The sequence below is a fragment of the Bacteroides mucinivorans genome, assembly GCF_034654355.2.
Lineage (GTDB): Bacteria > Bacteroidota > Bacteroidia > Bacteroidales > Bacteroidaceae > Bacteroides > Bacteroides nordii.
In genome coordinates, this window is the sequence record NZ_CP178179.1 from 3,887,961 (window position 1) to 3,908,329 (window position 20,369).

Annotated in this window: 16 protein-coding genes and 1 tRNA gene; 1 reads left to right on the forward strand and 16 read right to left on the reverse strand. The window is 41.2% G+C overall.

Going from position 1 to position 20,369, the window contains the following annotated elements; genetic code table 11:
* Window positions 1-289 precede the first annotated feature (289 nt).
* Window positions 290-1,279: a FecR family protein gene (locus tag VCM39_RS14970; RefSeq protein WP_323673988.1), complete on the reverse strand. Its 990-nt coding sequence runs from the start codon at window positions 1,277-1,279 to the stop codon at window positions 290-292.
* A gap of 156 nt (window positions 1,280-1,435) precedes the next feature.
* Between VCM39_RS14970 and VCM39_RS14975 the strand changes: the two genes are divergently transcribed.
* The gene (locus VCM39_RS14975; RefSeq protein ID WP_221650839.1) at window positions 1,436-2,032 is read left to right on the forward strand and encodes an RNA polymerase sigma-70 factor; all 597 of its coding nucleotides are present in this window, start codon (window positions 1,436-1,438) and stop codon (window positions 2,030-2,032) included.
* 12 nt (window positions 2,033-2,044) lie between these two features.
* Here the strand turns inward: VCM39_RS14975 and VCM39_RS14980 are convergent, their stop codons facing one another.
* The 15 genes from VCM39_RS14980 to VCM39_RS15050 form a co-directional block, all read right to left on the reverse strand.
* A complete protein-coding gene (locus VCM39_RS14980; RefSeq protein WP_322932948.1) occupies window positions 2,045-3,136 on the reverse strand; it encodes an AMP-binding protein in 1,092 nt (363 codons plus the stop codon).
* A 13-nt stretch (window positions 3,137-3,149) separates the two neighbouring features.
* Window positions 3,150-4,175 carry an o-succinylbenzoate synthase gene (locus VCM39_RS14985; RefSeq protein WP_322932947.1) on the reverse strand — a complete coding sequence of 342 codons (1,026 nt, stop codon included), beginning with the start codon at window positions 4,173-4,175 and terminating at the stop codon, window positions 3,150-3,152.
* Between the two features lie 34 nt (window positions 4,176-4,209).
* Window positions 4,210-5,031, reverse strand: coding sequence for a 1,4-dihydroxy-2-naphthoyl-CoA synthase (gene menB, locus VCM39_RS14990; protein ID WP_221650842.1), 822 nt, complete (start codon window positions 5,029-5,031; stop codon window positions 4,210-4,212).
* Window positions 5,032-5,212: 181 nt separating this feature from the next.
* Window positions 5,213-6,907, reverse strand: coding sequence for a 2-succinyl-5-enolpyruvyl-6-hydroxy-3-cyclohexene-1-carboxylic-acid synthase (gene menD, locus VCM39_RS14995; protein ID WP_322932946.1), 1,695 nt, complete (start codon window positions 6,905-6,907; stop codon window positions 5,213-5,215).
* A 90-nt stretch (window positions 6,908-6,997) separates the two neighbouring features.
* Window positions 6,998-8,119 (reverse strand): isochorismate synthase, encoded by a 1,122-nt coding sequence (locus VCM39_RS15000; protein WP_322932945.1) that lies wholly within the window; start codon window positions 8,117-8,119, stop codon window positions 6,998-7,000.
* A complete protein-coding gene (locus tag VCM39_RS15005) occupies window positions 8,116-9,348 on the reverse strand; it encodes a Cof-type HAD-IIB family hydrolase (RefSeq protein WP_221650845.1) in 1,233 nt (410 codons plus the stop codon). The genes VCM39_RS15000 and VCM39_RS15005 overlap by 4 nt, the downstream gene beginning before the upstream one ends.
* A gap of 171 nt (window positions 9,349-9,519) precedes the next feature.
* Window positions 9,520-11,781 (reverse strand): GH92 family glycosyl hydrolase, encoded by a 2,262-nt coding sequence (locus VCM39_RS15010; RefSeq protein WP_322932944.1) that lies wholly within the window; start codon window positions 11,779-11,781, stop codon window positions 9,520-9,522.
* A gap of 148 nt (window positions 11,782-11,929) precedes the next feature.
* Complete coding sequence (locus VCM39_RS15015) at window positions 11,930-12,289, reverse strand: DUF488 domain-containing protein (protein ID WP_322932943.1); 360 nt, start codon at window positions 12,287-12,289, stop codon at window positions 11,930-11,932.
* Between the two features lie 254 nt (window positions 12,290-12,543).
* Window positions 12,544-13,089: a hypothetical protein gene (locus VCM39_RS15020; RefSeq protein ID WP_221650848.1), complete on the reverse strand. Its 546-nt coding sequence runs from the start codon at window positions 13,087-13,089 to the stop codon at window positions 12,544-12,546.
* 27 nt (window positions 13,090-13,116) lie between these two features.
* Entirely contained in the window at window positions 13,117-13,482 is a 366-nt protein-coding gene (locus VCM39_RS15025; protein WP_221650849.1) for a hypothetical protein, read from the reverse strand.
* Between the two features lie 4 nt (window positions 13,483-13,486).
* A complete protein-coding gene (locus tag VCM39_RS15030) occupies window positions 13,487-14,023 on the reverse strand; it encodes an RNA polymerase sigma factor (protein ID WP_221650850.1) in 537 nt (178 codons plus the stop codon).
* A gap of 237 nt (window positions 14,024-14,260) precedes the next feature.
* Window positions 14,261-16,558: a family 20 glycosylhydrolase gene (locus VCM39_RS15035; protein WP_322932942.1), complete on the reverse strand. Its 2,298-nt coding sequence runs from the start codon at window positions 16,556-16,558 to the stop codon at window positions 14,261-14,263.
* A gap of 205 nt (window positions 16,559-16,763) precedes the next feature.
* Window positions 16,764-16,851 (reverse strand) — tRNA-Ser (locus VCM39_RS15040).
* A gap of 155 nt (window positions 16,852-17,006) precedes the next feature.
* Window positions 17,007-19,130, reverse strand: a complete 2,124-nt coding sequence (locus VCM39_RS15045) for a zinc-dependent metalloprotease (RefSeq protein ID WP_322932941.1) — start codon at window positions 19,128-19,130, stop codon at window positions 17,007-17,009.
* The gene (locus tag VCM39_RS15050; protein WP_221650853.1) at window positions 19,123-20,361 is read right to left on the reverse strand and encodes a T9SS type A sorting domain-containing protein; all 1,239 of its coding nucleotides are present in this window, start codon (window positions 20,359-20,361) and stop codon (window positions 19,123-19,125) included. Before VCM39_RS15050 ends, VCM39_RS15045 begins: the two co-directional genes overlap by 8 nt.
* Window positions 20,362-20,369: the final 8 nt, after the last annotated feature.

A 20,369-nucleotide genomic window follows, 5' to 3' on the forward strand; every position in this document is an offset into this window, starting at 1 on the left:
TTCCATCATTCTATATTATTTAGGTTATTATATTGATTGTAATTCTGCTTTTACTAAAATAATACAGTTAAGGCAGCAGAGTTACTAAAAGAAAAGAGAAAAATTTAAAAGAAAAAAGAAAAAGAAGAATCTTAAAGCTTCAGATAGCCTAAAAAGGCCATAAAGTAAGAGATAAATTTAAATAAATAAAGAGAGCATATCAAGGTAAAAGACGCATACGTAATGCAACCCCTCCTTTGATACACTCTCTCTATTTATTAATTGATGAGTATCTATAATTTATCTGTTTTTATTTCCCGGCAGATAAATATATCTTATTTCCGTCTATTTTATACTGAAAACGTTTGGTTAATGATAATACAGAGAGAATATCTTCTATATTATCATCCGTACGGAACTCACAGGTAAAACGTTCTTTTTTTAATTGTTCATCTTTAAAATAGAAATGAACGTCAAAGTGCTGTTCAAGACATCGCGTCATTTCTAAACAAGTAGCTTGCTCAAAAGCAAGTTTTCCTTGTATCCATAAAAGTACATCCCGGGCCGAAGAAGATTCTGTAAGCTCTGCCTGCAGAGTCGAAGTATTCACATTAAGAATCTGTCCTGGTTTTAAAATGAAACCTTCATTATTTTCCCGAGGTAAATCAACACGAATAGAACCTTTCAGCAAAGTAGCAACAACCTTCTCTTCTGCAGCACGAGCACGCACATTAAACTTCGTACCCAATACCTGCGTTTTTATATTTTTGCTTTTTACAATAAAAGGAGCATGTTCATCACGTGCCACCTCAAAATAGGCTTCACCCGTAAGATTAACCTGGCGCTCCCGACTCCATAAAGAAGATTTATAAGCTAACTGAGTAGAGGCATTCAACCACACCTTAGAACCATCCGGCAACACAAACTGTGCACGTTGTCCGGCTGTTGTCGCCACAATATAATTCGACGTTTTATTTAATGCCAAATAAGAAAAGCCAATAGTAAATACAATTCCAGTGAGAAAAGCAGCTAACGGAACAGCATAACGCCTCCATCCAATAGACCGATGCTTCTTAACTGCATTCTCTTTGGACTTCATAGCGACTTTTAACTTCTTTAGAGAACCTTCTACATCAACTGAATTCATCACAGCAACGCGATCCCCGACAAATGCTGTATAATATATTTGTTCAAGTAGCTTTCGGTTTTCTACAGAAGCTCTGGACCAAGTCTCTACTTGTAAAACTTCCTCTTCACTGAGCTCTCCATTGAAGTAGCTCAGCAATTTCATTTCATCCATCATGTTCAATCTTTATACCTAATATATACTATTGTCGTAGGTAATACAGTTGTGGGAACAAAGATACTAAATGAAACAGAAAAAAAAATATTATTTAATGATTCATTTTGAGAATGAGAAAATTATAAGTATGTTTGTTGTATATTTAATGAAAAAATGGGGAACTTTACTAAACCTTTAGATATAAATGATAATAGCACCGTAATTGCCGCATTGAGAGACAGTGACGAACAGGTCTTTGAAGAGGTATATCGTTATTATTTTCGAGGGTTGTGTGCGTTTTGTTCTCAATATGTTTCCCTAATTGAATCAGAAGAAATCGTACAAGACACCATGATGTGGCTGTGGGAGAACCGTTTAAGCCTGATCGCAGAACTTACACTAAAAACCTTGCTTTTTACCATAGTGAAAAATAAGGCTTTAAACCGTATAACCCATCATGAAATCAAACGAAAAGTCCACCAAGAAATAGCCGATAAATATGAGAAAGAATTCATAAGTCCTGACTTTTATTTAGGGAATGAATTGTTCTCACTTTATGATAAAGCATTAGCAAAACTACCTGCCGAATTTCGGGAGGCTTATGAATTAAACAGGAAATACCATCTCACTCACAAAGAAATTGCACTCAAATTGAAAGTTTCTCCACAGACTGTTAATTACCGAATTGGTCAGGCTCTAAAGATTTTACGCATAGAATTAAAAGACTACTTACCGCTCTTGATTTGCATATATTATTTCCGATCATTATAAGGCAGAAAAAGCCTATAAACATAACATCTTTTCAGCCAGCAAACGACAGTTGGCACGGTCTATCTTTCCACTACCTGTAAGTGGAAGATGAGAAACTGTAAAAATTTGCCTGGGACATTGATATTTGGGCAATATAGAATGAATCTTTTCTTTTAGCATATCAGTATCCTCCCCTTCTTCCAACAGAAGTACCACCGCCTGTCCCAACTTTAAATCAGGAATGGAAGTTATTGCAAAAGGAACTGTAATAAGAGGTTTCAATAATCCCTCCACTACTTCTGCCTGTACCTTAATCCCGCCACTGTTAATTATATTATCCTTCCTTCCAATGATTATAAAACTACCATCCGGATAAAGTTGTGCCACATCATTGGTAACCAACACTTCGTCACAAACCAAGGGTGCCTTTATTATTAATGTATTTTCCGGAGATAATGAAAGCTCAACTGAAGAAAATGGCTGATAATGTAAAGAGGCAGAAATGCCATTTAACCGGCGTAAAGCAATATGTGAAAGTGTTTCTGTCATGCCATAAGTAGAATAAACTTCTCCGGGCAATGAACGTATCTCTGCCTCAAGAGCTACATCAATAGCACCTCCACCTATAATAAGTATATCTGTGCGGCTAAGACGTTCTTTCTCTTGTGGTACCTGCAAAGTATTAAAAACCTGCAAAGGGACCATTGCAGTAAAACGGAGAGGCATATCTATATCGGCCAACGGATGCCCGGAAGGAGTACGTAATATAAGATTTAAACCAGCCACCAATGCACGAACCACTACCATTTTACCAGCAATATACTGTAAAGGCATGCAGAGCAAAACAGTATCATTTATATTAAGATTCAGAAACTCACAAGTCAAACGGGCACTTTGCATCATCTGTTCTTTACGAACCATTAGCACTTTGGGCGTCCCGGTAGACCCGGAAGTATGGACTTCTATAAAAGGGGAGTCATTAAACCAATCAGCAAGAAAATGATATAAATCAAGCAAAAAAGGAGAAGTCGCTTCTGAAGCATTGCTAATCAGATGCGCTATTTCTTCCCGAGAGTACTTTTTGCCTTCTAATGTCAAACTCTGCTCACATCTATTCAGTTGCATGACAAATCAATAATTAACGTGTTACAGAATACCACAAGCAATCTTTCCTTACTTCAAGAGGCATCTCTATATTATTAGCGAACAAGGCACCGGTACCAAGTCCCTGTGGCAAAGGATTATTAAATGTAGCACACCAATGAGCAATGGCATTCAATCCAATATTAGATTCGAGAGCAGAAGTTATCCACCAGCCGATTGTCAGCTCCTCAGCCAAACGGATCCATTCGTTACCGCCGGCAATGCCTCCATGAAGAGATGGTTTCAAGATAATATACTGAGGCCGGATCTGTTCAAGCAAACGCCGCTTATTTTCTGAAGCATTGATTCCGATTAACTCTTCATCCAATGCGATAGGTAAAGGGCTGGTCTCAGTAAGACGCGCCATTTCCTCCCATTGTCCGGCACGAATAGGTTGTTCTATGGAATGTAGGTCAAGCTCTGCCAAACGGCTTAATTTATCCATTGCATCAACCGGAGAAAAAGCACCGTTAGCATCCACACGAAGCTCAATTTCCTTTGCAGAGAAATGAGAACGAATAAAACGTAATAAAGTCAGTTCTTCCTCAAAATTGATAGCACCTATTTTTAATTTGATACAACGGAATCCTGTTTGCATCTTCATTTCAATCTGTTCAAGCATTTTTTTGTAATCGCCCATCCAGATAAGACCATTAATAGGAATTCCGGCTTCTTCACGTGAAAAAGGCGTATTCCAAAGTGCAAAACTCCCTGCCTCCAGATGACGGAAAGCTGTTTCAAGTCCAAAGAGAATAGAAGGATACTCCCGAAGTTCTTCCACCGAAAAAGTCCCTTCGGTAACTACACGGTTACAGATTCGGGATAAAACAGATTCATAATCAGGGATATCATCACAACTCAGTTTAGGAAGCGGAGCACACTCACCAATACCTACCCTATCGGGATATATATCAGAAGTAAGATGTAGATACCATACATCACGGGTAACGTAAGTACCTCGTGATGTACCTGCCGGCTGCTTAAAATAAAGCTTATGAGGATGAATCTTTATATCGTACATAGCATTTACTCTTAAAGAAAACCAATCTTCTTTATTATGGCAATTTGGGATATTGTTTAAAATCAGGTTTACGCTTTTCAAGAAAAGCATTTTTTCCTTCCTGAGCCTCATCAGTCATATAATACAGCATTGTTGCATCACCCGCCAACTCCTGAATACCTGCCTGTCCGTCGAGCTCGGCATTCAATCCGGCTTTAATCATACGAAGAGCAAGCGGACTGAGCTGCATCATCTCTTCTGCCCACTGAACATATTCATCTTCAAGCTGCTCTAAAGGTACTACTTTATTCACCAATCCCATATCAAGTGCTTCCTGTGCATTATACTTACGGCAAAGGAACCAGATTTCACGTGCCTTTTTCTGTCCTACCACGCGGGCAAGATATGAGGACCCAAAGCCTGCATCGAAGCTACCTACACGAGGTCCTGTCTGTCCGAAGATAGCATTCTCTGACGCAATACTAAGATCACACACCACATGGAGCACATGTCCACCACCAATAGCAAAACCATTTACAGCAGCAATAACAGGTTTAGGGATACTCCTAATTTGCTTCTGTACATCCAATACACTCAAACGAGGTACCCCATCCTTTCCAATATAACCTCCGCGACCTTTTACATTCTGATCGCCACCGCTACAAAAAGCTTTATCGCCTGCCCCGGTAATCACAACTACACTGATACAGGCTTCTTCACGGCAAATACGCATAGCATCACTCATTTCGCCGGTAGTAGTAGGTGTGAATGCGTTACGATAACGTTCGCGATTAATAGTAATACGGGCAATGCCGTTATAGTAATCAAAAAGAATATCTTCGTATTCTTTGATTGTTTCCCATTTTCTTTCTGACATATTCTTCTTTTTTATAAATTTAAGTACTGTATCCTAATTAAATGATCGTATCATTGAAACGCAGATTATCGCAAATTCACGCAAAGAATATCGTCCCTCAAATACAGCAAACCATCTAATATGCGATTATTTGCGTTTCAATAAAACGCTGCCATAACTATGAATAAAATTTGAGTACTATTTATTTGTTCTCTTTATTCGGTGCACTTTCGCGTCCGGCAGCCTGATGATAGAAGTCTTTCAGAATTCTTGCATCTTTATTCTTATTGGTAAAGACCTCTACCAATACCGGTTGCGTCATAGGCTCCGGTTGTGTAAACAATTGCATTGCTTCTTCTAGTTGCACCTCATCCTCCACTTTCTGATAAAGGAAACCGCGGTCTTCCGCCCATCCTTTGGCAGATGTCTTATGAACGGCAGTAATAAATTTGTGCGATGTACCCGACATTTCCAATCCCGGCAACGTATGGAAAATTTCTCCTCCTCCATTATTCAACAAAAGAATACGCAGATTCGCACCAAAATTTCCATTCCACAAAGCATTCATATCGTAGAAAAAGCTAAGATCGCCAATGACCACAAAGTTTAACTTGTCCGAAGCTGCAGCATAGCCAACAGCGGTGGATAAGGAACCTTCAATACCACTCGTCCCCCGATTACAACAAACTTCTACCGTTGCAGGAACAGTGAACAACTGGGCATAACGCACAGTCGAACTGTTAGCTAAATGAAGCGCACACTGTTCGGGTAATGCTTTTATCAATGCTCCGATTGCAGACATTTCCGAGTAAGGTAACTCGGGTTGTGGCAATGCCTTACAGAAGTTTTCCCACAGCAAAGGATATTGAGGCGTTTTGTTTTCAAGTAAAAATGCAATCTTTTCAAGAAATTCAAAAGGGTCCATTTCTATCACTGTTGTCAATGAACCATAAAGGTCCACTATCTCTCCATCAGGAGAAACATGCCAATGTTCCTTCGGAGGATTATTCCGCAAAAATTTCTTTAAACGCTTGGATACAACGTGTCCGCCATAAGTAATCAACAACTCCGGCACCATTTTTTCTTGCGTCTCTTCGTCCATAGCATAAAGTGCCACATCGAAGTTCTTCACAGGAATACCGGGAATAGTCTGGTTTCCAATATGCTCTGTCAGCCAGGCAAAATGCTTGTAAAGCAGTTTGGAATATTTCTTTTCGAACAAATAAATCAGATTCATCTGTCCGACAATAATCATACGCTTTTGATATTGATTGAGCCGTTGGATAAGATCGTTATAATCCCGGTCATAAATATTCAAACCCTGATAACGGGTGATAACACGTACTTCAGGAAGTGTCTCAGTAGTGAAACGGAATATCGGTTCAGTGACAGGGACATTAATATGTACCGGTCCTTTGCCATGATGATGTGTCTCCAGCAATGCTTCGTTAACCAGACGATTACAATACCACTCGTCTTCATCCGTATAGATTTCCGGAAGGTTAACTGATTTCTTCACCAACGTGCCAAAAACACCCGGTTGTGGTAAAGTCTGTCCATCCATCTGCCCTATCCAGGCAGCAGGTCTGTCGGCAGAGATGACAACCAAAGGAACATTCTGATAAAAAGCTTCGGCTACAGCCGGATGCAGATTGAGCAAAGCTGTACCGGAAGTACAACATACGGCAGCAGGCGCTCCACCATTCAGAGCTAACCCAATAGCGAAAAAACCGGCACTACGCTCGTCCGTTACAGAATAACACTTAAAGGAAGGATGGGTGGACAGGGTATGAACAAGGGGAATATTACGACTCCCCGGACACAATACGATCTTCGTCACTCCATGTGCTTCGAGCAACGCCACCAATTGGAGAATATTCTTCTTATCTGTATACACTTTATTTAGTTGAAAGTTGTTTAATTGACAGTTGACAATTGACAATTGACAGTTGCTATGCAGTATCATAGCGCAGCCCACTGTCAATTGTCAACTGTCAATTAGATTAAGCATTGTTTGCATTTTCTTTTCCGTCTCCAGCCATTCGTCCTCCAATTCGGAAGAAGCGAGTAATCCGCCACCGGCATAGAGAGTCAATTGTTCTGAGCTTATATTCATACAACGCAAATTAACATACAAATCAGTCTTTCCACCGGGATTCAATGTACCAATGAAACCAGAGTAATACCGGCGGTCGTACTTCTCATTATCCTGAATAAACTGATATGCCTTTTCTTTGGGAAGTCCGCAAACGGCTGGTGTGGGATGCAATAGTTTAAGCAGATCTCCCAGTCTATTGCTATCTGGCAATGAGAAATGGAAATCAGTCTTTAAATGAGACAGTGCCCCGGCAAATGCCGGATAAGGACCGGATTCCTCGGGTTGGACATTAAAAGCAAGAAGCTGACTCCGAATATAAGAAGCAACATACTCCTGTTCTTCCCGATTCTTATCATCCCATTCCTGCGGTAACTTTCCATTCTGAAGAGATTGTGTACCAGCCAGCGCTACCGTGCCCCATTCATTTTTTTCTCCTGCAAGAATAATCTCCGGAGTACTGCCCAGCCACGCCCCGGTCTGCGGAGTATAGCATAAATAGACATATGAATACAGATACCTCCTACAAGCTTCATGGAAAGCAGCTGCCGGTGAGAATTTCGATGGAACGTCCAGTTTCTGATTACGGGAAAGCACCAACTTATCGAACTGCTTTTGACGCAATGCCTTGATGAAGATATCAAAACAATCGGCATATTTGTCCGTAAATGGTGCATAATGAACAGACTTTGGCGTCCGTTCCGCTACCGGACTATAACAATCCGGCTTTATGTCATCCGAACATTCTTTCGTTGAGTCAAACTCTATTTCACATACTTCATCCGGCCTCAGCAACACAATCGGTGTATTCTTACCTATCCGAAAAGGGGCTATCACAAAGCCACTCCGTCCATTCAACTCTTCTATATCATTAAACAGACTTACTTCACTTTTTAGTTGTACCATCAAATGGATAACCTTCTCTCCCGGTATGCGATACATGGCAAAAGGTACTCCAGTCTCAATAAAACGATCCACGAGGATATAGGCTTCCTGTTCTCCTGTGCTAATCATCCCTTTTTCAATACACTATTTACCACCCGTATTGAAGACACCAACTTGGCTGTAGACGTAAATACATCTACATTCCACACATGCGAAGAGCGTCCTTTATGAACAATCGTTCCCACAGCTCTCACCGTATCTCCTTCGTGAGCAGAGGATATATGATTTCCACTGACTTGCATACCCACTACTATTTCGTCGGGTTTACAGAGTATCATCGAACCGAGTCCTGCCACTGTTTCGGCCAGCGCCAGCGTTGCCCCTCCATGGAGGATACCGAATGGCTGACGGGTACGTTCGTCTACCGGCATAGTAGCTTCTACCCTATCCTCAGAGGCATAAGTATATTGAATACCCAGGTTTCCCATCAAAGCATGACGAGCCCGTTGATTCAGTTCGTCCAAAGGAACTTCTGCCGGACGTATTTCTGAAAGAATTGCTTGTTCCACAGCTATCGCTACCCCATCCTCATCATTAGAAGCGGTGATTCTATCAGCACATACCTTTACTGAATCCTGCGCATTACCCATAGCAATCCCCAATCCGGCAGACTGTATCATGGAAACATCGCAAACGCCATCACCAATAGCGATAACTTCTTCTGAACTGATATTCAGTGTTTCGAGCAAAGCTCCCAATGTGTTCGCTTTATCGATAGAACAAGGAACTACTTCGAGGAAGTAGGGTTCGGAACGGAATACGTCCAACGCACCGTTCAGTCGTTTGCGCCAGTGCTCTTCAAGTCCCACAAGGGCTTCTTCATCATCACTGACAAGCATACATTTGCAGGGAGCAAAGTCTACTGCAATTGAAAATTCCGTTTCCGGGATTATCTTCAGGCCATTAAGCTCAGCTTCCTGGCGTATGTGTTCATTTTCGGGTGAATCGGTAATAATAGTGTCGTCATGATAAGTAAAGATAGCGAAACCGTTTTTACGGGCTTTCTTTTCCAGATAAGGCAACATCTCAGGGTTTATCCTACGCTCAAACAGGAGTTCACCATTTTGCGCATTGATAATCTGCCCACCATTATAAGACAGAATAAAGCCTCCATAGTTTCCAAGTTCCAGTTTCATGGCAAGGGGCATAAGGCCATATGTAGGTCTGCCGGAAGCCAATACGATACGTACTCCCATCTGCTGCACTTTCAATAAAGCAGCAAGGGTACGTTTACTGATTTCCTTTTCACTATTGAGCAACGTTCCGTCTACATCAAGAACTAATAATTTATACTTCATAACTTATTGGTTTTGGGGTTCCGACAGCAAAGGTAGGATTATTTAATTGAAAATTGAAAGTTGAAAGTTGAAAATTAAAAATTAATGGGAAAGAGAGGGAAGGAAAAAAAAGGGCTGCACTGTAGTTGTTCTCTCAACCTACAGCGCAGCCCTTCTTTTATTTCTTAATTTTTATTTTTTTATTACCTTCCCCATTGTTAATTCTAATGTGCCACCATCTACAATATCCTGATGTGTAAAGAAAGGTTCATCCAGCAGTTTTCCATTCAACACGATAGACTGAATGTACTTATTCTCACGACTATTGTTTTTAGCTATAACCGTAAATTTCTTACCATCTTTCAAATTCACCGTAGCTTTGTTGAAAAGAGGGCGACCGATAGAATACACTGGTTTCCCGGGACATACCTGGTAGAATCCCATCGCATTGAGTATATACCATGCAGACATCTGTCCACAGTCTTCATTGCCCGAAAGGCCATCCGGATCATTGAAATACAACGTTTGCAATACGCTGTCTACAAGTTCCTGCGTTCTATAAGGCTGACCTACGTAGTTATACATATGAATAATGTGGTGACTGGGCTCATTGCCATGAGCATATTGCCCGATCAGGCCGGAGATATCAGCTGAAGTATTTTCACCTTCCAAAACAGAACTTACTGTAAACAATGAATCGAGTTTGCTGATGAAGCCTTCGCGGCCCCCCATCAGTTCAACCAATCCGTCAATCTGGTGAGGTACGAACCAGGTCCACTGCCAGGCTGTTCCTTCACAATAATCATCGTTGCGGTGTGTAGAAGAGCGGGGATTAAACGGTGTACGCCAATTGCCCTTACTGTCAAGTCCGCGCATAAAACGTGTGGACGGATCAAAATAGGTTTTGTATCCTTCGGCAAATTTGGCATATTTCTCATGATTGGCAGCATCTCCAAGGCTCTCGGCAAATGCAGAGATACACCAGTCGTTGTAAGCGTATTCCAATGCCTTAGCCACAGCCTCATTGTCTTTATCGCAAGGTACATACCCAATTTTATTCTTCCAGTATTTGGCCTGCGGCATCAGGTGAGGCAGTACCAACGGAGGACACTTAATCCCTGCCGTATCATACTCAGCCACACGTAAACAGGCTTTATAAGCCTCATTTACATCAAAGTTATGATATCCTTTCATATAAGCATCCACAATGACAGGCACTGCATGATAACCAATCATCGTACCGGTATAGTTACCAGCCAACTCCCACATAGGGAATACGCCACCTTCACGTTGCTTTTGGATAAGAGATCGGATGAATGCTTCGTTCAAATCGGGATCAATAATGGTCATCAACGGATGATAAGCACGGAACGTATCCCACAAAGAAAATACAGTATACATCGGTTCGTTTACACTGCCCTGATGAGCTTTCAGATCCATACCCAGATAACGGCCGTCTACATCAGTGAAGAGGTTGGGCTGCATACCGGTATGATAAAGAGCGGTATAGAACATCGTTTTCTGATCCTTATTATCGGTATCAATATCTATCTTTGCAAGATAGTTATTCCAGGAAGCACGGGCTGCCTTACGAACACCATTAAAATCCCATTCGGGAATCTCAGCTTCTACATTCTTGCGCGCCCCCTCTACATCAACAGCCGAGATACCCACTTTCACATACACCTCTTCACCGGCTTTGGTATTAAAGTGCAGCAAAACTTTAGCAGTAGGCAGTAAAGGGCCACCTTCGTCGAGCACCATAGAATCAGTCACCATTGTATAGGTAAATGGTTTAGAGAATTTTGCATAGAAATTGATATACTGATCAAAAGCCCAGTAAACCGTTTTCTTACGTCCGCATATTTCCGTATCGCTGATTACCTCCAACTCCATTTCTTCATTCTTCTGGCGTTGCAGGCTATAGTCTAAATCGAGAATAAAACCCGATTCATCAGATTGTGGAAAAGTATAACGATGAATGGCTGCGCGTTTAGTTGCCGTAAGTTCGGCTTTCACATTGTACCGGTCCAGCACTACAGAATAATACCCCGGTTGAGCCGTTTCATTCTGATGTGAGAAAGCCGATGCATAGGCCATCTGCTGGCTTTCCGAACCCATAGCGTGATAATCCTGTTTGCCAACAGTAGGCATCAGTAGTACATCACCATAATCGCCACAACCCGTACCGCTAAGATGAGTATGCGAAAATCCATTGATGGTAGAATCATTGTAATAATAGCCCGAACAGGCATCCCACTGATAAATACGTGTATCCGGACTCGGTTGAATCATGCCATTGGGAACCACCGCTCCCGGATAAGTGTGTCCGTGTCCTCCGGTACCGATAAAGGGATTTACAAAATCCGTGTAGTCTTGCGATGTAGATGTCTGAGTACAAGCGGCCATTCCCAGTAACAAAGAGCATCCGATTAGTGCAGAAATAAGTTTCATATCTATTCGTTTTTTTGAAATGTTTCAATACATATTAGTTTTAAGAAGACAAAAGCGTGGCCTCTTACAGTATATAATACAACTGAAAAGCAAAAAACACTAACGCCCCGAAGGGCAAAAATAGCAAAAAAACGATAATAAGTAACTATTACTTAAGGTGTGTCTCTAAATATTGTTGTAAAATACGAGCATGATTATATACAGGTTCTTTGGAAGCATACAGTAAAGTAACAACTTTATAAGATACTATTTTTGTAAGAAACTCCTTTACGGCAGCAGAGCCCTCCAGTTCCTTTTCATACATTGCTGCAAACTCTTTCCAATGTCCGGCAATATCTCCGTGAAACCATTTACGCAAATCCGGAGAAGGAGTAATGTCTTTCTCCCAGACATCGTATTTCAAATACTCTTTTTTCATCCCCCGAGGCCAAAGGCGATCTACCAAAACGCGATATCCATCTGTATCGGCAGGCTCTTCATATACTCGCTTAATTTTTATCTGAGTCATAAATTGATACTTTATATTATACTGAATGAACCAATAAATAAAGAAATGGTTCATCCTGTTTGGAGACTACGCCTTGCCTACATGCAATAAAAGCAAAGCTATACGCGTCTCAAACCAAAGATATAACACATTGATAATCAATAGACAAAAGAATGTACACTTTTGTCATACAAGAATGTACACTTATATATAGCAAAAATGTACACTCTTGACAGACAAAAGTGTACATTCTTGTTATTCATCACAAATAGAGCTTATTTCTGCGACTTCACATTGTTGTTGCCACGATGCATATTACCCTTCTTTGCTTCCGGCCGTTGTCCCTGTTTTTGTCCCTGGCGTTTTTTCCATTCTTTCTGAAATTTATGTGCATTCCCTTTCTCTAATTGATAAATCTTCATTATCTGTTTAGGAGAAAGTATCTTGCGAAATTCATTATAATACTTCTCACGTATATCCAGCAACTTACGGCTCTGTGTAAAACGATCTTTAATCGCTTTTTCTACTTCCGCATCCGTAGGGATAGCCTTTGGAGCCGACTGTGTAGCAGCCGCATCCTTCACTTTGGGTTTGCGGGCATTCTCCATACGTACCTCACTCAACTCCTTCAGATATTTCTGATACACAGGAACGAATTTAGCAGCAGTAGCATCATCGAGCATCAAAGCTTTCACTACCTGATTACATTGCATGGCTTGAATCTGTTCTCTATCCGGACGTTTTTTCTCTTGTGCAAAAGCAGACTGGTTACACATAGCAACAACAGCCAAAAGCATAAAAATAATTCTTGTTTTCATCATTTGTTCTCCTTCTTTTTAAATTATCTATTAAAATAAAAATATATCAGTTTCCGATAGTTCGGCAAGCTCCTGTAGTTCCTCATCCGACAGACTCTCTATAAAATGATCCATCGCATCCGAGTTAGCAGACTCTGTTCCCGCCATCAGCACAAGAGTAGGTGATGTGGCAGGTACTTCATTTCCCCCCGGATTCAGTGGCATGAATAACAATCCGGCCAATAGCGCAGCGGCGGCCAATACAGTCGGAATGATAATATGCAACCTATTCTTCACACGACGCTCCTCTCCACACGTATGCTTTAATATCCTGCGCCGGTTGTCTTCAAAGAAAGATTCAGGCGTTTTATAAGGCATCCGTTTCCCAATGTCATCAAAATCAAATTCTCTGTTCATAACTCTAACTATTAACAATGTATTCCTTTATTCTTTCCTTCGCATAGTGATAATTCACCTTGAGTGTCTCGGCACGGTCACCCGTTATCTGACTGATAGTCTCGTAGTCAAGTTCATCATAATAACGGAGGTTAAACACCACCCGCTGCTTTTCCGGTAATTTCAGGATAGCTGTCTGAAACTTCACAGCCAACTCATTTTCATAGTCTACGTAATCGGAAGTTTTCAGTTTATCGAGCAATTCTTCTTGTAGCTCTTCGGCAGAAATAACCTCTGCTTTACGGGTTTTCAAAAAACGAAGGCTCTCGTTAGTAGCTATCTTATAAATCCAGGTAATAAGCGAACTCTCCTCACGAAACTGTTCTAAATGCCGGAAAATACGGATAAAGACTTCCTGAATAATATCTTCCGCATCTTCATGGGACACAACAAGACGCCGTATGTGCCAGTATATAGGTTCCTGAAAACTGTCTACCAGCATTCTGAATCCTTTTTCAGGATTGGAAGCACAAGTCTCCCTGATTTTATTTTCGTTTATCATCTGTTCTTCTGGGCTTTATAGATTAGAACTCAGATTAAGGGGAAAGTTAAACCGGAAGGATTCTTTTTCATGTTCATTAACAAAAAAGGGAGAAGTCCCGCTATATTTTTAAATATAACAGGACTTCCCTCTTTTGAATTGAACTCACCACAGAGTGGCACAGAGCTTTTTTGTTAGAAATCAAAAAATTGCACTCTGTGGAGCCCTATGTTCTGTAGCGATATATATAATACTTTCTCAATGCTTCAACCAATCTTTACCAAGTATTTGTTTTTCTCCTTTTTCATTGATTAAAGACATCTCCAACGTACCACCATTATTATCGAAGTAACGAATTTCAATCGGATGAAGTCCCTCCTTCAAAGCCACCTGAGCTATCACTTCACGTGGTGAATGAGGTCCGTCATTATCGATGAGCTGTTCTCCATCAATCATCAGCGTACTGCCATCATCCGAAAGCAAAGCCAATGTACATATTCCATCGACCGGAACCTGCAAGTACCCTTTCAATACCAGTCCGATATCTCCTTTCACTCCCTCAGGGATAGACACCGTTTCGACCACATATGTACCCTTCACCGGAGCAGCATCAATATCAGCACATTTCTCTCCCTTAAAATCATGCCATACAACATTCAAACCGTCTCCTGAAACAGCAGCCGTACCATCTGCCTCTGCATAAGGAGCTTTCACAAACTTGGTTTTCACCATATCACAAGCCGAACCATCAGGACGGAATGTGCGCAAGGTAAACTCTGTGGTTTCTGTCACCTTCAGCGGCCCTTCGTACAGTTGAGATGCCTTTGTCGGGAATTTACCATCCGTAGTATAACGTACTTCAGCATCAGGAAGCGGACATTTGATATTCAGAGTGGCCTCATCCACAAAAGCATTCGTATTATAAAAGCCTTCCAAATCGGGGATACGATAATTAACATTCATAGCATCCAGCCGTTTAAACTGAGGAATAAGGGCTTTGTAAAAGTCATCTATATTAGGTTTGGCAGAGGGTTCTACCCAGGCTATTTCGCTCAGTGCAAGCAAACGCGGCATCATCATATATTCCAGACGCTTCATAGAAGGAATCCATTCACACCAGAAATTGGCTTGTACACCCAATACCAATTTTTGCTGCTCGGGAGTAAGTTCTGCGGGTATGGGATCATAAGCCAATAACTTAGATAGTGTCGTTTTATCCTGCAGATAATCAAAATAGAAATAATTATTCTCCGTATTAATCACCTGCTTGCCTTCGGCAGTAGCAGTGGGAATGGCTTTAGGCGCCCAGCTTCTCCACCACATAATAGTAGCATTGTCAGAAAGGCCATCTGAAATAACTTCGTCCCAGCCAATAAACTTCTTTCCGTTCTCCGTGAAGAATTTCTCCATTTGGCGCACAAACCACGCCTGTAATCCATTTTCTGACTGTATCCCCTCGTGCTTCATGCGGCGCTGACAATCAGCACACTTCTTCCAGTTGGTCATATCTACCTCATCGCCTCCCATATGTACATATTTATAAGGAAAGAGCTGAAACACTTCTTTATAAACATTCTTACAGAACTCCAAAGTAGATTCCTTTCCCAGACAAATGGGAGATGAGAACACACTTCCCCAGCCAATCAGCCCCGTACAGGCAATCTCCGGATATTGATTAATAGCTGCCAGGAAGTGTCCCGGCATATCAATCTCCGGTATTACATCAATACCACGCTGAGCAGCATAAGCCACAATCTCTTTAATGTCATCCTGTGTATAATATCCGCCATACAAGGTATCTCCTTCTACGATTTCCATCTTATCTTCAGGAATCCGGAAATCCATATTATCTTCTTCTACCATACGGCGCATGCACTCTCTGTCATGAGAGTTAAATTTGCGCCATGCTCCTTTTGCGGTAAGTAGCGGATATTGTTTGATTTCAATACGCCATCCCTGATCATCGGTAAGATGCCAATGAAATTTATTCAATTTGTAAAGAGCCATCATATCGAGCACATGCTTCACCTCCTGCTTGCTCCAGAAGTGACGTGAAGCATCGAGCATCATCCCGCGCCATGCCAGACGCGGCGCATCTTCTACCTTGACGGCGGGGATAGAATAAGAAGCACCCTGAGAAAGCTGTTCAATGGTGGCGGGTAACAATTGACGAATAGTAGAAATAGCGGAAATGATACCGGAATAATCAGCAGCTTCCACTACAATGTTACCGGAAGTGATATTCAGCTTATACGCGCCCTCTTTCTCTTTTGCATCGGTCAATTTCAAAAAAATATCAGCAGACTGTTCACCTGCTTCCGTAGTAGAGGTCACTGCATTTTGCAATATAGTTTGCAAATACTCCGCAGCTGGCAACAATGATTTATCGGAAACACCAATCTTTAGTTCGTTCTTCAATACAAATGCACCAGATTGTGTTGTTAACTGAACGGGTGTGGGAAGCACAGCAACCTCTTGTCTGACAGACGAATCTGAACAAGAAGAAAGGATGCATGCTGACATGGCTAGCAAAGAGAAGCAAAGTTTCTTAAACATAAAGGCTATTTTTAATAAGTAATGTTGCAAAATTATTTTGTATAATGCTGATTTATCCGTTTGGGATTAATTAAATTAATCAATCTGAGTTAATCTGCGTTTTAATTAATACAACTGAGAAGGGCAAAATACTAATCCGGATAGCAAATATTACAATAAATGGAAGCCCTGCAATACAATTATGTATGCAGGGCTTCATTTGTTGCGGAGAGAACGAGATTCGAACTCGTGATACCCTTTAGGGGTATACACGCTTTCCAGGCGTGCCTCTTCAACCACTCGAGCACCTCTCCTTATAGGTTTCGGGCGGCAAAAGTAATGGTTATTTTTGAACTTTGCAACAAAAACTCCTTATTTTAGTTTCAACTACCGGAGAGTTTTCATCCTCTCCGGCACACGAGACTAAAATAAGGAGCATAAACAATATTGAAATAAGAAAAATCTTCAATTAATTGGCAAGTACAACAATCTTAAATTTATACATATCCTTTGTATTTGCAGATACTTGCAGAATATACATACCCGGAGTTAAATTTTCAACAGAAATAACGTTCCGGTCACCCTCTATCCGGATTACTTCTACCCCTTCCAGATTGAACAACTGGGCCGACATGAACTCTCCTTCAATGAATACCTCTTTGCGTGCCACTGTAGGAGAAACCTTGACTTCACTCTGTGAAATATCAGAAATACCTGTTGCCACGTTTAATCCAGGGCGGGATTCTGCCACAAATTTTCTCATGAATGCGGCTTGTTCCTTTGTAAACATACAAGCACAGTCCAGCGCATAATCCATATAATTCTCTGTTTGCACGAGATGCCCACATTGGAAAACCGGTTCTTCACAACCTACCACAGCATATTGTGTAAACTGAGTGTATGGAGTATCTTCAAATCCGTCATCAACAGGAACGTAAATACCATTCTTATCTACAAGAACAACGTTGGGATGACGCAAACCAAAATAGTGTCCCAATTCATGAATAGCCGTTTTAAAGGTAGCTTTATCATTAATTTCATTTCGTCCGCCAAAGGTATAATATACATCTACCGTCAAACCATCGAGCATAGAGCCTTCTTCGGAGTCGAGCCAGGATTGCCAGAATGTCATATCCTGTTTTTCCACCCAGTTCAGATAAGCCTGATAAGCAGAGCCCGATTCGGGGTTCGTAACAAATCCACCCACCGTACTCAATTCATTCCAACCGCCCAAATCGACAACATAAATATTGATGTAACGTTTATGATCCCAGTTCCGGGGTGTTAAATCATCCTCAAACTTATATGCATACTTTTCCCAGATAGTCGTTCCTTGCAGCAGATAAGCACTCTCCTTCGTCTGATGATAAACAACGCCGGTTGTTGTATTGCCCGATGGGTCAACCTTAGCAAGTTCAAACTGGATATGCGGATTACCTACTACTCCCTTAAACGGTTCACGAACATTCTCCATATCAGTGGAACCGTATGCTCTATTCAGCTCATCAATCATTTTCTGAGCTTGCGCTTCGGTGATAGATTTCGATGGAGTATTCGGATTATACACCACATGCACCACTACCGGGAGTTTGATCACTTCATCTTCACTCAGCAGTGCAACCGTACGGGGAGTAGATCGTGTTTGGGGAGACACCGTAAATGCCGCACTATCCGACAGATGAACAGGAGTCTGCATTATCATACTCCTGGCACCCGAACCTTCCGGGGCTTGTAATAGTTCACAATACCCATCCTCGTACTGCTCATAAATAGTAGGATTATTATTTCTCACATAATTTTCCAACTGAGAAGTAGCCAAAGACATATCATTCACATTGGCACACAACAACCCGGCAGACATCTCATACATTTGAGGAGCAAATACCACTCCATTGGCAACAGGAATGGGAGAACCACCACCAGATACTTCCCAAAAATCGATATTAAACAATCCGTTCAAAGCGATACGGGAGGTAAAATCTTCCGGTTTGGAATAGCGGCTATAGCAAGCCGGAGAAAATTTAATAACGGGTACCTTTCTGCCATCGATATCAAGTTCCCGCTTATAGCTGACCTCTGCCCAATCGTAAACAGTATTTCCATCCTGTCCAAACTGAGTAATAACCCAAGAGTCTCCCGGTTCTGCATCCATATCAATCCATTTGAACCAGAATTTCTTTGGCATGTCTCCGGTAGTAAAATCAACATCGCGAAGAACATAAGATTTATTCCCCTCTCTAAAAGCATAGAAAGTACCGTCTTCTTTAAGTGCTTTTCCCGGCTCAGTTGAGTTTTGCCACGTTTCATTACGCCATATTTCTATCTTTGCAGCCAGAATCTCTTCTTCAACTTCATCGGCATCTTTCTTGCCGTTTCCATTACGGTCTACAGCGGCTCTGATCGTTTCATGTGCCGTCACTTTATATTTACGGAATCCGTAACTATGCTCTCGGGCAAACCAGTAATTCCAATGAGAGCCAACTTTAGCCAAAGGTTCCGGTGTACTACCCTCCACTGGAGCGGCAATAGCCCCGGTAAGCGGGAAGCTTACCAAGGCTATACAAATTAATACATATGAAAAGAACTTATTCATAGATATATATTTTTTTATTATAAACTTTACCGTCTGCAATGAGACTGACAACATACAATCCCTTTTCCAAACCACTTACATCCAGTGTATACTGACTATTATTCACAGCAGATACGCGCATTACCTCCAATCCGGCAACCGAATAAACAGAAATATTGCCGATATTGCCTTCTGCCTGTACATAGATTTCTTTTAACGAAGCGTTGTAATACACTTCCATATTCTGCACCCCTATATTCCCAATCGAAGTAGAAACAAGAGGAGTATAATAGTAACTGTGAGAGCTATCGGGTACCCATTCGTCTTTGTAAGACTGGTAAGTCACCGAAGCTATTTTTGCCAGATTTCCATTCGTATCGTATGTGTAAGTTTTCTTTGAACTGATCTCTAAAAGTCCTGTTGAATAGCTTTTATTAAAGTACTCTTCATAAGTTACCTGTCCTCTTTCATTGAGAGTGTATACATAACTGGTAGATACCGTCCACCCTCCGGCCTGGGAATCCATATTATAATTTTCCCGCTTCGTCATCTGATTCTTATCATTATAAGTCATAATGGTGTAATAACTAAGATTCCAAGTACCTTCTCCCCCGTCTGCTCCTGCAGTAAAATGATAATTTTCTATCTTTTTCGGTACATCAACTGCCAGGAAATCCGAATATTCATTTTTAGCATTTACTTGCATCGGCTTAATAGCTGTCTCCCACGGTGCCCCTGACGGACGGATGGATTCTGTCATTCTGACCAATGAACCGTCAGGCCCATATTCATATTCATTAATCGAATTGTCTACATAATCCTCAATGTTCTGGTTATATCTGTAAGTCGTTACCTTTACCTTCTGATCTTTATCATTATATTCATAAACAACATAACTGTTCAACCGATAATCAACTACATCACCATAAGATTCATTACGATAAACACACTCTTTTATCAAAAGCCCCTTTTGATTATACTCATAGCTGATAGAATCTCCATATGTCGGTTTAAAAGCAGGAGTTGTCCACTCACTGTAAGTAATACTCATTTCGTACGTCTTACGTTTCTCCGAATCGTAGCCATATAAAACTTTCCTTTCGGGCTTGTCATTCCGTGTCTTCGTCACGATAGAGTCCAGAACAAATTTATCATTATTGCTTGTCCGCATCGCTATATCCAAATTCGAAATTTGTCCCATCACAGCACCACTTGCTATCAGTGCTACCCCCATAAGTAATGTTTTCCTCATAATACACA

What these genes read in the sequence shown, in the direction of transcription:
- VCM39_RS14970 (WP_323673988.1), bottom strand. Translation starts at nt 1,279, where the DNA reads ATGGATGAAATGAAATTGCTGAGCTACTTCAATGGAGAGCTCAGTGAA.
- VCM39_RS14975 (WP_221650839.1), top strand. Translation starts at nt 1,436, where the DNA reads ATGGGGAACTTTACTAAACCTTTAGATATAAATGATAATAGCACCGTA.
- VCM39_RS14980 (WP_322932948.1), bottom strand. Translation starts at nt 3,136, where the DNA reads ATGCAACTGAATAGATGTGAGCAGAGTTTGACATTAGAAGGCAAAAAG.
- VCM39_RS14985 (WP_322932947.1), bottom strand. Translation starts at nt 4,175, where the DNA reads ATGTACGATATAAAGATTCATCCTCATAAGCTTTATTTTAAGCAGCCG.
- menB (WP_221650842.1), bottom strand. Translation starts at nt 5,031, where the DNA reads ATGTCAGAAAGAAAATGGGAAACAATCAAAGAATACGAAGATATTCTT.
- VCM39_RS15000 (WP_322932945.1), bottom strand. Translation starts at nt 8,119, where the DNA reads ATGATTAGCACAGGAGAACAGGAAGCCTATATCCTCGTGGATCGTTTT.
- VCM39_RS15005 (WP_221650845.1), bottom strand. Translation starts at nt 9,348, where the DNA reads ATGAAGTATAAATTATTAGTTCTTGATGTAGACGGAACGTTGCTCAAT.
- VCM39_RS15010 (WP_322932944.1), bottom strand. Translation starts at nt 11,781, where the DNA reads ATGAAACTTATTTCTGCACTAATCGGATGCTCTTTGTTACTGGGAATG.
- VCM39_RS15015 (WP_322932943.1), bottom strand. Translation starts at nt 12,289, where the DNA reads ATGACTCAGATAAAAATTAAGCGAGTATATGAAGAGCCTGCCGATACA.
- VCM39_RS15020 (WP_221650848.1), bottom strand. Translation starts at nt 13,089, where the DNA reads ATGATGAAAACAAGAATTATTTTTATGCTTTTGGCTGTTGTTGCTATG.
- VCM39_RS15025 (WP_221650849.1), bottom strand. Translation starts at nt 13,482, where the DNA reads ATGAACAGAGAATTTGATTTTGATGACATTGGGAAACGGATGCCTTAT.
- VCM39_RS15030 (WP_221650850.1), bottom strand. Translation starts at nt 14,023, where the DNA reads ATGATAAACGAAAATAAAATCAGGGAGACTTGTGCTTCCAATCCTGAA.
- VCM39_RS15035 (WP_322932942.1), bottom strand. Translation starts at nt 16,558, where the DNA reads ATGTTTAAGAAACTTTGCTTCTCTTTGCTAGCCATGTCAGCATGCATC.
- VCM39_RS15045 (WP_322932941.1), bottom strand. Translation starts at nt 19,130, where the DNA reads ATGAATAAGTTCTTTTCATATGTATTAATTTGTATAGCCTTGGTAAGC.
- VCM39_RS15050 (WP_221650853.1), bottom strand. Translation starts at nt 20,361, where the DNA reads ATGAGGAAAACATTACTTATGGGGGTAGCACTGATAGCAAGTGGTGCT.